Consider the following 13,658-nt stretch of genomic DNA (forward strand, 5'->3'; position numbering starts at 1 on the left):
AACTCTCTGTGATCGTTATTGCAAGGTGCGGTTCGGAGAAAACTCGCCGGCAAGCATACGCTCGCGCAAGGAATCCAGCAGCGCTTCGGCACTGTTTTCGCCATGAAGGCGAATGGTCTCACGTAGCGCGTGGATGATTGCTGTATCGGCGATGATCTCAGGTTCGATTCCGTCTGCCATGCCGTCGGCCCAGGCTTCGTTATGGTACTCCAAGGCCGCCTGAGTCTTCTCATGAACGATCATGTCGTCGATGTCATTGAGGCTTGGTTCCATTGTCATTTCCTCAAACTGCATGCCTTACTGCCTAGTTAACAACCTTATCAGCCTTTTCCCAAAACGACACGGCCGGGTGCGAAAAGAGGTTAATTAACCGTTAATTTCCGAACCGTGACGTAATTTCTGTGGCAAGTGTTGCACCTTCGGCACGGTATCGCTCTTCTGCCACGATGGCTGCCTGCGTGCAATCCGTATAAACAGACGCAAAGGCGCGATAGCCACGATTGAAGGCCGCGGTCAGTTGTTCCTTCCGCTGCGGCTCGTCTTTGGCCTCTGAATCAAGCAATTGCTGCATGCGTCCTCGCCATTCGCCGCTGTTTTCCGCCTTGCACAGTGTCCTTAGATAGTGAACCGACCCCAACACTTCGGCAAGCCGGGAGAGCTTGTCGTCATAGGGTACGGTGACCGTTTTTGGCGCATTCTCCTCCGGCAGTGTCGGCGTTGGGCCCTGTGCCCATACGGGGGCAGATAGGGCGGCGCTTGCGCACAATGCAAGAGACAGGAACACGCATCGAACGGGAATCATGCCCATAGTTGATACCCTGACGGTGACGGGAGCAAGGCGCTTGCCGGAATTTCCACCTGCTTATTCGTTGCTGGACGCCAAGCGTTCGGCACATTCAAGCACGCTTTGAGGGACGGGCAGCCGGCGGATCTCTTCTACGGTGAACCAGCCGAGGTCGGCAGCATCGTCGGCTGCGTGGGCGGCGGTCGTGTCGTCTGCCTCGACCCGAAACACGGAAAGGAAGAAGTGGCTGACGACGCTGCCGTCGGCGGCGTGTGTCTTGAGGTCATACGTTGCGAAGAGTTGAGGGCTACGAGCTTTTATGCCTGTTTCCTCCTCAAATTCACGCAGCGCGGTTTCCTCGGGCGTTTCGTCAGGCTCGGCCCGTCCTCCCGGGAAGGCATACATATCGGCTGACGGCGGATTGCGCCGGAGCACGAGGAGGAACCGGTTGCCACGCTGGAGGATGGCGGAGGAGGCCGCCTTCGGAATGGAACTCATGGATGCCGCATTGATCTCTATTGGTTGTGTTTGGCGCTGCCGTCGTTCCACCGGATATTGAGGGCGATTCGAAGGAGCTCTCGTGACTTATATCATCTATGCCGCTGCCGCTGTTTTCGAGATTGCCGGTTGCTTTGCCTTCTGGACCTGGCTGAGAATGGCAAAGCCCGTATGGTGGCTGGCGCCCGGCATGGTGTCCCTGGCGCTATTTGCATGGCTCCTGACCTTTTTACCAAGTGAAGCGGCAGGTCGCACCTTCGCCGCCTATGGCGGTATCTATATCGTGTCTTCCCTGATGTGGCTGTGGATCGTCGAGAGCCGCGTGCCTGACCGCTGGGACATCGGCGGTGCGTTCGTCTGCCTTTGCGGCACGGCCATGATTCTCTTCGCGCCGCGTGGCTGAGCTGGAACCGAAAGGCTCTAGCTTGACCGCTGCCTGTCGGAGTGCAAAGACAACCTCATGTGTGGACGTTATGCGTTGACGATATCCCCTGAAGAACTCAAGGAAATCCTCGGAATCATGGATCTCGAGGACTTTCCCGCGCGCTACAACATTGCCCCGACCCAGCCTATTCTGGTTGTCGTTTCGGACGAAACGCGGGAAAAGGGCAGCAACCTTCCGGAGCGCAGAGCCGTGCTCGTGCGCTGGGGCTTCACGCCGGGATGGGTGAAGGATCCCAAGCAATTCCCGCTGTTGATCAATGCCCGCGCAGAAACTGCGATCGGCAAGGCGTCGTTTCGCGCCGCGATGCGCCATCGGCGCGTTCTTGTGCCCGCCTCGGGCTTCTATGAATGGCATCGTCCGAGCAAGGAGAGCGGCGAGAAGTCCCAGGCCTATTGGATCAAGCCGCGCGGCGGCGGCGTTGTCGCCTTCGCAGGCCTGATGGAAACGTGGTCCTCCGCCGATGGTTCGGAAGTCGACACCGGCGCGATTCTGACGACTGCGGCAAACGCCGCCATCGCTCCGATCCATGACCGCATGCCCGTCGTCATCAAACCGGAAGACTTTTCGCGCTGGCTGGATTGCAAAACACAGGAACCACGCGACGTGACCGACCTGATGAAGCCGCTCGAAGAGGATTTTTTCGAGGCGATCCCCGTTTCCGACAAGGTCAACATAGTGACCAATATGGGGGCCGATCTGCAGGACAGGGTGACTGTCGAGAAGCCCCCATCGCCGCCTAAGAAAAAGCCGGACGACGGCCAGCTGAGCTTCTTCTAATTCGATAATCCCACCGCTTCATTCTCCGGAAAATCCCATGATCTCCATCTCGGCCGCGCTTGCGGGCTTCTTCCTTGGCGCCTCGCTCATTATCGCAATTGGCGCACAGAACGCGTTCATTCTACGTCAGGGTCTGCTGCGGTCGCACGTCTTCATCCTGTGCCTGATATGTGCGTTATCGGATGCCGTGCTTATTGCTGCCGGCGTTGCTGGGCTCGGAACGCTCGTCGCCCAGTCGCCGACGCTCATTTCGGTCGTGACGCTGGGGGGCGCTATCTTCCTTGGCTCATATGCGGTGATGGCATTTCGCCGCGCCCTTCATCCAGGCGCGATGCAGGCCGGCTCTCCACAGGCAGTGGGCCTGAAAGCCGCTGTGGCAACCTGTCTGGCCTTCACCTTCCTGAACCCGCATGTCTATCTGGACACGGTCGTTCTGCTCGGCAGCCTGTCCGCCGCTTATAGCGGCGCGGACCGTGTGGCCTACGGCCTCGGTGCGGCTACCGCGTCGTTCGTTTGGTTTTTTGGTTTGGGGTACGGCGCTCGGCTGCTGCAGCCGGTCTTTGAAAAACCCGCCGCTTGGCGGGTTCTCGACGTCATCATCGGCATTGTGATGGGACTGCTGGCAATCAGCCTGATCGTCCGCTTTTTCGGAGGGGCTTAGGCCGGCTTCTTGATCAGCGGGGGCTTGCTCTTGAGCATCAGTGCCGCCGCAAGGACGGCCTTCAGGCCGAGCGGGCGGTAGTTAGCGCTGAGGTCGGACTTTGCCGGCTGTTCGACGCCTGTCTTCTTCGGGGTCACAATACTCTCCTCACGTGCTGTCCCTAGACTCTTATATTTATTGCTCTTTTGCCTGCAATAGCGACAAAATCGAGGCGCCGCATATCAGGAATTATGTATCCGATGCATAATTCGCGAGGCTTGAGTCAGGCATTCTTCGGCAAGGAAGGTCGGGAAATATCAGATGTGGCGGCCGATATCGTCTTCGCCGACACCGGGTTCCTCGATCGTCAGGGTGCCGTATTTGCGCTTCCATTTACGGGCGCCGAAGGGCAGTGTGAGGAGGTATATCACCGCGGTCACGACCATGACTTCCCAGGTGAAACTCGACAGCAGCGCGACATAGAGGACAACGCCGAGCATCACCGGCAGGACCAGATCACGCCGCAGCCTGCTGCCCTCGGATTTGCCAGACCAGACGGGCAGGCGGCTGATGAGCAGAAATGCAATCAGAACCGTGTAGGCAGAAGAGAAATAGGCGAAGGTGCGATCCGTCGTCAGGCCGAGGAAGCCGAGATAGACGGGCAGCAGAACCAGCATCGCGCCGGCCGGTGCGGGCACGCCGACGAAATATTCCGACTGCCACGTTGCCTTGTTCTCGCGCTCGGCCATGACATTGAAGCGCGCCAGGCGAAGGCCCGCCGCAATGGAATAGATCAGGGCGGCGATCCAGCCGATCGAGCGGGCCTGATCCAGCGCAAAGACGTAGACGACAAGAGCGGGCGCGACGCCGAAGTTCACGATATCCGCCAGCGAATCCATTTGTGCGCCGAACTTCGACGTCGCCTTCATCAGCCGCGCAACGCGGCCGTCGATCCCGTCAAGGAATGCGGCGAGAAGAACCATACCGACCGCAAGTTCGTACCGGTTCTCGAAAGCCAGGCGAATGCCGGTGAGACCCGCGCAGATCGCCAAAATCGTGATGAGATTGGGAATGATGAGGCGAAGCGGAATCTCGCGAAGTCGCGGTCCGCGCCCCGAATCATCAGGAGGGCCGTTGGGTTCGAAGGGCGGGAAGGGCGTTTCCATGTCGCTCTCCAGTGTTATTAGCTTCGGCGGCTGACGACCGGGCCCTTGGCTGAGCCGAACTCGGCCAGCACGGTTTCACCGGCGATCGCCGTCTGGCCGAGCGTCACGCGGGGCGCTGCGCCTGCCGGGAGAAATACGTCAAGACGTGACCCGAAGCGAATGAGGCCGAAGCGCTCGCCGGCGTCCAGAGGTTCGCCCGTATTGGCCCAGCACAGGATGCGCCGTGCAACGAGGCCGGCGATCTGAACGACGCCAATCTGGCCATGCTTGGTTTCGATCACGAGGCCGTTGCGCTCGTTGTCCTCGCTTGCTTTGTCGAGTTCGGCGTTCACGAAGCTGCCCGACCGGTAGTTGACGCTGACAATGCGTCCGCGCACCGGGGAGCGGTTCACGTGGCAGTTGAAGACATTCATGAACACCGAGATGCGCAGCATCGGCTCGCTGCCGAGGTTCAGTTCGGCAGGTGGCACGACCAACTGAACGGAGGACACCTTGCCATCGGCGGGTGAGATGACGAGATCGTCATCCTGGGGCGTCATTCTCTCGGGGTCACGGAAGAAGTAGGCGCACCACAGCGTCAGGATCAGCCCGATCCAGAACAGCGGCTTGAAGATCCAGCCCAGGATCAGTGATGCGACGAAGAAGGCGGCGATGAAGGGGTAACCTTCCTTGTGCACCGGAACGATCGTGTTGCGCACCGTATTGAACAAGCTCATTTATACCGCTCTCCTAAAGCATGTCTCCCGAAAGCGGGAGCCGGTTTCGGCCAAAGACATGCGTGAAAACAAAGAACTAAAGCGCGACAAGCGAATCTGAAAGATCGCGCCGCGCTTTGGCGTTCTTTTCTCACCGCTGGTTACAGGGAAACCGCCGCCGGGGCAATGCTGCGCCTCCCTGACCTCACATTTATGACGGGCTTCTGAACAGCAAAGCAGCCCAAGTGCCCTGCATTGAGGTTAGCTCGCCGGCGCAAGCCTGTTCACGACGCCCATGTCGTCGCTCTCGCGGACCTGCTTCAGGTGCTCCTCAGCCTGCGTGGCTTCGCGCTGGCGGTTCCACATCGAGGCATATAGACCATTCTTCTGGAGAAGCGCGCTATGTGTCCCGCGTTCAGCGATTTCGCCGCTTTTCAGAACAATGATCTCGTCCGCGCCGATGACGGTGGACAGGCGGTGGGCAATAACAAGCGTCGTGCGATTCTTGGACACGACATCGAGTGCGGTCTGGATGTCGCGCTCGGTGGTGGTGTCGAGGGCCGAGGTTGCTTCGTCGAGGATCAGAATCGGCGGCGCCTTCAGGACCGTCCGGGCGATCGCAACGCGCTGCTTCTCGCCACCGGAGAGCTTCAGGCCACGCTCGCCAACCTTGGTATCAAAGCCCTCGGGTAGCAGATCGATGAAATGCGCGATCTGGGCTATCTCGGCCGCGGTTTTGACCTCTGCGTCGGTGGCCGATGGACGCCCGTAACGGATGTTGTAGGCGACCGTATCGTTGAAAAGGACGGTGTCTTGCGGAACCATGCCAATGGCCGACCGCAAGCTCTTCTGAGTCACTGTCCGGATATCCTGGCCGTCGACCGAGACCGAGCCGCTCTGAATGTCGTAGAAGCGGTAGAGGAGACGCGACAAGGTCGATTTACCGGCGCCTGAAGGGCCAACCACTGCAACCGTCTTGCCGGCAGGCACTTCGAAGGAAATGCCCTTCAGAATCGGACGGGCAGGATCATAGGAAAAATGCACGTCCTTGAAGGATATGGCGCCTTGCTTGATATCGAGAGGCGTTGCATCGGGGGCATCCCTCACTTCCGCCTTGACCTCAAGGAGATCGAACATCTGTTCGATATCCGTCAGCCCCTGGCGGATTTCGCGATAGACGAAGCCGATGAAGTTCAACGGGACGGAAAGCTGCAGAAGCATAGCGTTGACGAAGACGAAGTCGCCAACCGTCTGCTCGCCGCGTTGGACAGCAAGCGCCGACAGGATGAGCATCACCGTCGTGCCCAGTCCGAAAATCACGCCCTGGCCGAAGTTGAGCCAGCCGAGCGAGGTCCAGACATCCGTGGCCGCTTTTTCGTAGCGTTCCATCGACCTGTCGAAGCGCCGGGCCTCCATCTCCTCGTTGCCGAAATATTTCACCGTTTCGAAGTTGAGGAGCGAGTCGATCGCCTTGGTATTGGCGTCGGTATCGCTGTCGTTCATCGCGCGGCGGATGGCGATGCGCCAGTCGCTGGCGCGGATCGTGAACCAGATATAGGCCCAGACGGTGAAGGCGGTGACGGCAAGATAGGAAAAGCCGTAACCCCACCAGAAGATGATGGCGGTCAGCAGAAACTCGATCAGCGTCGGAACCGAGTTGAGGATCGTAAACCGCACTATGGTCTCGATGCCTTTGGTACCGCGTTCGATGATACGGGATAGACCTCCCGTCTTTCTCTCGAGATGAAAACGCAGTGACAGTTCGTGCATATGCACGAAGGTCTTGTAGGCCAATTGCCGAACTGCGTGCTGTCCGACGCTGGCGAATAGTGCGTCGCGCAACTGGTTCAAGCCGAGTTGGATGAGACGGGTGAGGTTGTAGGCGATCACCAAGGCGATCGCGCCGGCAAGCAGGTCCGGCACTTTGCCAGCCAGGTCCATCTTCCCGTTCAACGCGTCGGTCGACCACTTGAAGAAATAGGGGACGAGCAGCAGTACGAACTTGGAGACAAGCAGATACACCGAGGCCCAGACCACTCGCATCTTGAGATCCGTTCGACCGGCCGGCCACATGTAGGGCCAGAGATTGAACAGTGTCTGCAGAAGGTTGGAATCAGAGACTGTCTTGTTGTTTGCCATGCGAATCTCCCGCCGAAAGGCGCTGATGGCGCTGCGTTGCCGACAGATTTGGGAGCGGCGGAAATGCCGAAACGGCCTCGCCGAACATGATCGTCGTCACCGCCATATAGGGGTTGGCGGGAGCAATACAACAAATGGACGCTGCAGGAAAAGAGCGGCCGGACATGATCTCTGTCCAGCCGCTCGATTAGGGCATGATCGCCTTAGAGGTGCCCACCCGAGAGCCGCTTGCGGTGAAGCTCTTCAGCGTTCGGCAGGGCTTCTTTGGGAAGACCGAAAATCTGGCCTGGCAAGATGCGGTCCGGGTTCGTGATCTTGTCCTCGTTGGCGACATAGATCGTGGTGTAGCGAACGCCGGCGCCGTAGATGCGCCGCGAAATCTGCCAGAGCGTATCGCCGCGGCGAATGATGACCGTCTCGTTGCTAGGGGCAAGCGGTGCTTGCTCGATCGTCGTCGGCCCGCTTTGAGTTCCTGCGATTTCGTTTGTCGCAGGTGCACTCGGCGCAGTGGCAGGACCCGTCAGCTGGGCTATCTCACCGCCGAGTTTGCCCAGCGCCTCGCCGACGGACTTCGCATCCGTAGGCAACGCCTGCAGCGTCGTCAGTGCACCCGCTGCGGCTTCTGCTGCCGTCGAAGCCTGGTGCTTGACGTCGGCTGTGGCGTCGACCGCGGTGCGGAAGTCCACGATGGCCCTGAGGGCAAATTCGTTGGCGGAGCGGGCTGCGGCGAGCTGTTCTGCTCCCGGCACCTTGCCGTCGGCAAAGAGCCCGCTGAGCAGAGCAAAGGCCTTCGCGGCATCATTTTTCAGCTTTCCGAGCGCACCCTCATCAAGTGGCACCATCGCCGCCGGGCTTCCGGTCTGCGGGGTCGCGCCCTGTGCGGCAACCGTCACCTGATTTCCTTCCGGACGGTTGAAGTTCACCGAGGCACGAACGGCGACCTTGTCGGCGTCGTCGAGAACGTCGACGCGGATCTTGTGGTCGCCAACTGCAAGCGGCATCACGCCGTCGACAACGAAATGACCATCGGGACCGGCTTTCGCTTTCCCGATCAACTTGTCATCGGCATAGGCGACGACGTTCGCCAAGGGCTTCGCCGTGCCCGCGACAAAGATCTTGTCGCCTTCGATCTCAACGGCGCTGACCGCGACGTCGGCGGCAGTACCTGGCTGCGCTCCAGCGGCTGCGGGCGCGCTCGCCACATCCGTCGAACTCGGCGCTTGGTTGGTGTTGGTTGCAGGTTGGCCCGAAGGCGCAGTGGAGGCAACTTCGGCATTCGGCTTGGGTGCGGTGATGATCCGGCTTGCCGTACCGGGCTTGGAAACCATCGCCAGCAACTCGGAACCCTTGCCATCCTTGGGGACGGATACGGTTGCGACTTCTTCCGATGTCGTGGCTTTGCCATCCTTGCCGGTGGCTCGCAGGACTAGCTGGTGATCGCCAGGGACAAGCGGATTGTCGAGCACCGCGACAAAATCACCGGTCGGACCGACGTCCGTCGTGGTCACGACTTTGTCCCCATCCATGATTTCAAGCTTGCTGTTCGGTTCGGCCGAACCGGCGATAACCGTCGAGCCATCCGGCTCTACGCGCAGCACGTCGAAGGTTGGGAGGTTGTTGGCGCCTTCCGCGGGGGAGGCGGCCGCTGACGGTTGGCCGGCCGGCGATGTAGAATCAGGGGAGCCGGTCAGCGCCGCTTCAGCCTTCGCAATTGCCGCTGCAGCATCTGCAATGTTTTCGGGCAGGGCCTTGATGGTCGTCAGTGCATTCGCTGCGCCATCCTTGGCCTTCGTGGCGGCGGCCGCTGTAACCGGGTTCGTGCCATCCGGGATCGCAAAGTCCGCGAGCGCCTGAAGCGAGGTCGTGGCCTTCAACTTGGCCGCTTCGAAAGCCTCCTGGGTCGGGCCCTTGCCGTCTGCAAAGAGCGCCTTAAGTTCCGATATGGCTTGGGCTGCCTCTGAAGCAAGGCGACCAACTTTCTGGGTTGTTTCGGCGTCATCTGGGGCCGACGGGCGTGAAGTCTTTGCAGATTCGGTGACCGTCTTCTTCACTTCGGAGCTGGCTTGGTTTATTGCGTCACCAACTTTGGCAGCGTCACCGCCGATGCGGGGCATGACGAAAAAGACCATCAAAAGAATTGCGACTACAAGCACTGCAAGAGCCAGCAAGCCGGCACGGTTTCTCATCATCACGTCTCCCCAGGCGGCAATCTTGCCGGACTTCCTAAAATTGCTAGCGATTCCCGCCGCTTTGCACAAGCAGTCAAAGTAGCCGAGCAAATGTAAGACGCAGGTTTTCCGTCATTTTTCTTGACTGAAGGCAGAGAGAATAGTTGTTTGCCCCTATGACAGATCAATCTCATTCCATCCGCTCCATTTGTGTTTACTGCGGTTCGCGACCGGGCAGCGATCCCCGCCATATGGCAGCCGGCCGCGCGCTGGGTAAGGAAATCGCCGAGTACGGCCTGCGCCTCATCTATGGGGGAGGCACCAAGGGCATCATGGGGGCTGTGGCGAGCGGCGTGCTTTCGAACAGTGGTCAGGTAACCGGCATCATCCCCGAGTTCCTGATCGACATGGAGGCTACGCGCCATTCCCTCGGCCAGCTCAATGAATTGATTGTAACGCCTGACATGCATACGCGCAAACACGCGATGTTCGAGCGCTCCGATGCGTTCGTAGCTCTTCCTGGTGGCATCGGCACGCTGGAGGAGATTGTCGAGATCATGACCTGGGCGCAACTCGGCCGTCACGAAAAGCCGATGGTGTTTGCCAACGTCAATGGTTTCTGGGATCCGATGATGGAGCTCATGCGGCATATGACGGACGAGGGCTTCGTCCACACGGCCCATCGCGTCCAGCCGCTCGTCATCGACGACATCTCCGAAATCATCCCTGGTATCATGGCGCAGGCGGCCGAAATTGCATCGGCCGACCGTGACGGTGAAGATGCCGTGATCTCGAAGATGTAAAAGCCGGACTTAGCCCTCCCGGCTCCCTTTGAGCATCGCCCAGCTGTAAAGGAACAGGCCTGCCCAGATCAGCGGGAAGGCGATCATGCGTGCTGTGCCAAGAGGTTCGTGGAACACGAAGATCGCTATCAGGAAGATTATCGTCGGCGCGATGTACTGCATGATGCCGATGGTGGAAAGCCGCAGCAGCTTGGCGCCGTTGGCATAGATCATCAGCGGGGCGGCGGTGACGACACCGCAACCGAGCAGCAAGCCCGTATCTGCCCAGCCGGTGCGATAGAAGTGTCCTTCGCCGCTACCGAGTTCGAGATAGAGAATGTAGAAGAACGCCGGGATGCTAAGGATCAGCACTTCGAGAAAGAAGCCCTGGTTTGGGCCGAGTGGCAACGTCTTGCGGAACAGCGCATAGAGACCCCAGGAAATCGTCAGCGTCAGCGATACCCAAGGAAGGCCGCCGCCGTCGAAGGCTAGCACCACGACGGCAAGGCCGGCCAGCGCAATCGCCGCGATCTGAATGCGGTGCAGCCGTTCCCTCAAGACGACGGCGCCAAGAAAGATGCTGAACAGTGGATTGATGAAATAGCCGAGTGCCGCGTCAAGCGAATGACCGCTGCCGATCGCCCAGACATAGGTGCCCCAGTTGACGGTGATCAGCGATGCGGTGAGAGCCGCCATCGCCATCATGCGTGGTGAGCGCAAGGCCGTGCGGATATCGTGCGTGCGGCCGAGGACGATCAGGACAAGCCCTGCCAGCGGCAGGGACCAGACGATTCGGTGGGCAATGACTTCTGCCGGCGAAATATGAGCGACGGCCTTCATGTAGATAGGCAGGAACCCCCAAAGGAGATAGGCCGTCAGCGCAAAGGCGAAACCACGTGGACTGTCTTCGTTCTTGATAACAGGAACGCTTGCATTGGCGGACATCGAGTGTTTCCATATTTGGTCTTGTTTTCGACCCGCTTAACCTAACGGACGTGAATAGGCCAATTCATTTCGGTGAATGGATGCTGGCCGATCGCGACGGTGAAGACCATGAACGAAGAGGCTCTTGCGAATTGCCGCAGAGAGTTTGCCTCCCGCGTGCTGGCGAAGGAGGGTGTGCAAGGCGACGACGCGCTGCTGCGGGCCTTCGCGACGGTGCCGCGGGAGCGGTTCCTCGGGCCGCCGCCGTGGAAGATGGCGGGGTGGGGCGGCTATGTCGATGCCTCGGGAGATCCCTCCGTCGTCTATCAGGACGTACTGTTTGCGCTTCAGCACGAACGGCATATCAACAATGGCAGCCCGAGCCTCCACGCCCGGGGGATCCACAAGCTGGCGCTCCGCCAGGGGGGCACCGTCTGTCATGTGGGAGCCGGCAGCGGTTACTACACAGCGATCATCGCTCTGCTTGTTGGCAGCAGCGGCCACGTTACCGCCGTTGAATTCGACGGCGAACTGGCGAGACGGGCAGAAGAGAATCTCCGCGACTATCCGAACGTCCATGTTGTCCACGGCAATGGGATCGAGTGGCCGCGTGAGCCGACAGATGCCGTATATGTGAATTTTGCCATCCACTTTCCAGCTGAAGCCTGGGTGGAGCGGCTGCGCGTCGGCGGTCGGCTGATTCTGCCGCTGGGTGTCCCTGACGTCGACGCGGCGGGGCCGACCGGGCTTGCTTCCTACGCTGGCTTCTTCCTGTTCCGCCGCGAAGAGCATGGTTACGCGGCCGAATATCTGGGACCTGTCGCGTTTGTCTGGGCGGATGCCGTAAGGGGTGGGTTCGATAGCTACAGGCGGCTGGAGGCCGCCTTCTACAAGGGCAGCATGGAGCAGGTCCGCGCCCTGCGCTGGAAGACCGCACGGCAGGGCAAGGAATGGTATTCGGAGGCGGATTGGGGCCTCGTCCTCGGTGGGTGAAACCTATTCTGCAGCGATCTTGCCGGCTAGCTGCCGATTCTTCATCAGCTTGTAGATCACCGAGTCCATCAGCGCCTGGAATGAGGCGTCGATGATGTTCTCAGATACGCCGACCGTCCACCAGCGAACGCCGTCGCTATCCGTGGATTCGATGAGGACGCGGGTGATGGCCTCGGTGCCGCCGTTGAGGATACGCACCTTGAAGTCGGCCAGAACCAGATCGTCTATCTCATGCTGGTATTTGCCAAAATCCTTGCGCAGTGCGAGGTCGAGAGCATTGACAGGACCGTCGCCTTCCGCGACCGACATGATCGTCTGACCGTCGATGACGATTTTCACGACGGCTTCCGAGACGATCTTCACGCGGCCATGGGAATCGAAACGGCGCTCGACCATGACGCGGAAGCCCTCGATTGAGAAGAATTCCGGAATGGTTCCGAGGGTGCGGCGCGCCAACAGTTCAAAGCTCGCATCGGCGCCCTCATAGGCATAGCCGGAAGCCTCTCGCTCCTTGACCAGTGCGATCAGGCGGTCGAGCTTGGGGTCATCCTTGCCGACTTCGATGCCGCGCCGCTTCAGCGCGTTGATGAAGTTCGCCTTTCCGCCCTGATCGGAGACCATGACCTTGCGGAAATTGCCGACGCTATCAGGCGTCACGTGCTCGTAGGTGCGGGGATCTTTGAGCAGCGCGGAGGCATGGATGCCCGCCTTGGTCGCGAAGGCCGAGGCGCCAACATAAGGCATCTGGTGATCGGGTGAGCGGTTCAGAAGCTCGTCGAACGCATGCGACAGGCGTGTCAGGTTGGTCAGCCGCTCGTTGTCGATGGTCGTCTCGAAGCGTTGTGCATAGGTCTCCTTCAGTGCCAGAGTCGGGATCAACGTCACGAGATTGGCATTCCCGCAGCGCTCACCGATGCCGTTCAGCGTGCCCTGGATCTGACGAACCCCTGCCTCCACGGCTGCCAGCGAGTTGGCGACCGCTTGGCCGGTATCGTTGTGGGTGTGGATCCCAAGACAGTTCCCCGGAACGCCCGCAGCAATTAGGGCCTCGACGACGGCGCGGATTTCCGACGGCTGCATGCCGCCATTGGTGTCGCAGAGCACGACCCAGCGGGCGCCGGCATCGTAGGCTGTCTTTGCACAGGCGACGGCATAGGCGGGATTTGCCTTGTAACCGTCGAAGAAATGCTCGCAATCGACCATCGCTTCCTTGCCGGCGGCGACGGCGGCCTTGACGCTTTCGGCAATGCTCTCGAGATTTTCCTCGTTGGTACAGCCGAGCGCGACCTTCACGTGGTAGTCCCAGCTCTTGGCGACAAAACAGATCGCGTCGCTCTTAGCCTGCAGCAGGCTCGCCAAGCCGGGATCGTTCGAGGCTGAAATGCCGGCGCGCTTCGTCATTCCGAAGGCAACGAAACGGGCCTGCGTCGTGCGCTTCTCGCTGAAGAAGGCGGTGTCCGTCGGATTTGCGCCGGGATAGCCGCCTTCGACGTAATCAAGACCGAACTCGTCGAGCATGCTCGCGATCGCAATCTTGTCCTCGACGGAGAAGTCGATGCCGGGGGTCTGCTGGCCGTCGCGGAGCGTCGTGTCGAAGAGGTAGATCTTTTCGCGTGTCATGATGGTCGTCCTGTCGGCCTTGTGGCT

At 59.9% G+C, this 13,658-nt stretch carries 15 protein-coding genes; 5 read left to right on the forward strand and 10 right to left on the reverse strand.

The features are described from left to right. Positions 1-15 precede the first annotated feature (15 nt). From NBG89_RS04455 to NBG89_RS04465, 3 genes are all read right to left on the reverse strand, one after another. Entirely contained in the window at positions 16-273 is a 258-nt protein-coding gene (locus NBG89_RS04455; RefSeq protein WP_018857413.1) for a hypothetical protein, read from the reverse strand. A 100-nt stretch (positions 274-373) separates the two neighbouring features. After that, a complete protein-coding gene (locus NBG89_RS04460; protein WP_431322778.1) occupies positions 374-802 on the reverse strand; it encodes a TIGR02301 family protein in 429 nt (142 codons plus the stop codon). 60 nt (positions 803-862) lie between these two features. Then, complete coding sequence (locus tag NBG89_RS04465) at positions 863-1,282, reverse strand: NUDIX hydrolase (RefSeq protein WP_431321889.1); 420 nt, start codon at positions 1,280-1,282, stop codon at positions 863-865. An 82-nt stretch (positions 1,283-1,364) separates the two neighbouring features. Between NBG89_RS04465 and NBG89_RS04470 the strand changes: the two genes are divergently transcribed. The 3 genes from NBG89_RS04470 to NBG89_RS04480 are packed head-to-tail and all read left to right on the forward strand — an operon-like array spanning position 1,365 to position 3,165. Continuing rightward, entirely contained in the window at positions 1,365-1,685 is a 321-nt protein-coding gene (locus NBG89_RS04470) for a YnfA family protein (protein WP_431321890.1), read from the forward strand. Positions 1,686-1,742: 57 nt separating this feature from the next. Next, entirely contained in the window at positions 1,743-2,504 is a 762-nt protein-coding gene (locus NBG89_RS04475) for an SOS response-associated peptidase (protein WP_431321891.1), read from the forward strand. Positions 2,505-2,541: 37 nt separating this feature from the next. Beyond that, a complete protein-coding gene (locus tag NBG89_RS04480) occupies positions 2,542-3,165 on the forward strand; it encodes a LysE/ArgO family amino acid transporter (protein WP_431321892.1) in 624 nt (207 codons plus the stop codon). On the opposite strand, the gene NBG89_RS04485 is transcribed toward NBG89_RS04480, so the two are convergent. From NBG89_RS04485 to NBG89_RS04505, 5 genes are all read right to left on the reverse strand, one after another. Further along, the gene (locus tag NBG89_RS04485) at positions 3,162-3,302 is read right to left on the reverse strand and encodes a hypothetical protein (RefSeq protein WP_189637182.1); all 141 of its coding nucleotides are present in this window, start codon (positions 3,300-3,302) and stop codon (positions 3,162-3,164) included. The two genes, NBG89_RS04480 and NBG89_RS04485, sit on opposite strands and share 4 nt — an antisense overlap. A 159-nt stretch (positions 3,303-3,461) precedes the next feature. Continuing rightward, the gene (gene pssA, locus NBG89_RS04490; protein WP_088693528.1) at positions 3,462-4,310 is read right to left on the reverse strand and encodes a CDP-diacylglycerol--serine O-phosphatidyltransferase; all 849 of its coding nucleotides are present in this window, start codon (positions 4,308-4,310) and stop codon (positions 3,462-3,464) included. A gap of 17 nt (positions 4,311-4,327) precedes the next feature. Then, on the reverse strand, positions 4,328-5,026 hold the full coding sequence (locus NBG89_RS04495) for a phosphatidylserine decarboxylase (protein ID WP_431321893.1): 699 nt from the start codon (positions 5,024-5,026) through the stop codon (positions 4,328-4,330). Between the two features lie 240 nt (positions 5,027-5,266). After that, positions 5,267-7,144: an ABCB family ABC transporter ATP-binding protein/permease gene (locus NBG89_RS04500; RefSeq protein ID WP_431321894.1), complete on the reverse strand. Its 1,878-nt coding sequence runs from the start codon at positions 7,142-7,144 to the stop codon at positions 5,267-5,269. A 203-nt stretch (positions 7,145-7,347) separates the two neighbouring features. Beyond that, on the reverse strand, positions 7,348-9,333 hold the full coding sequence (locus tag NBG89_RS04505; RefSeq protein WP_431321895.1) for a LysM peptidoglycan-binding domain-containing protein: 1,986 nt from the start codon (positions 9,331-9,333) through the stop codon (positions 7,348-7,350). Positions 9,334-9,488: 155 nt separating this feature from the next. Here NBG89_RS04505 and NBG89_RS04510 point away from each other — a divergent pair, with 155 nt between their 5' ends. Next, positions 9,489-10,115, forward strand: coding sequence for a TIGR00730 family Rossman fold protein (locus NBG89_RS04510; protein ID WP_431321896.1), 627 nt, complete (start codon positions 9,489-9,491; stop codon positions 10,113-10,115). A 9-nt stretch (positions 10,116-10,124) separates the two neighbouring features. Here NBG89_RS04510 and rarD read toward each other — a convergent pair whose 3' ends face one another. Then, positions 10,125-11,039, reverse strand: coding sequence for an EamA family transporter RarD (gene rarD / locus NBG89_RS04515; RefSeq protein ID WP_431321897.1), 915 nt, complete (start codon positions 11,037-11,039; stop codon positions 10,125-10,127). A 108-nt stretch (positions 11,040-11,147) separates the two neighbouring features. On the opposite strand from rarD, the gene NBG89_RS04520 reads away from it, so the two are divergent. Then, positions 11,148-12,011: a protein-L-isoaspartate O-methyltransferase family protein gene (locus NBG89_RS04520; RefSeq protein WP_431321898.1), complete on the forward strand. Its 864-nt coding sequence runs from the start codon at positions 11,148-11,150 to the stop codon at positions 12,009-12,011. Between the two features lie 3 nt (positions 12,012-12,014). Here NBG89_RS04520 and cimA read toward each other — a convergent pair whose 3' ends face one another. Beyond that, a complete protein-coding gene (cimA, locus tag NBG89_RS04525; RefSeq protein ID WP_431321899.1) occupies positions 12,015-13,631 on the reverse strand; it encodes a citramalate synthase in 1,617 nt (538 codons plus the stop codon). Between the last annotated feature and the right edge of the window lie 27 nt (positions 13,632-13,658).

Origin of the sequence: Rhizobium sp. YTU87027 (genome assembly GCF_050644135.1) — a bacterium.
Taxonomy (GTDB): Bacteria; Pseudomonadota; Alphaproteobacteria; order Rhizobiales; family Rhizobiaceae; genus Rhizobium.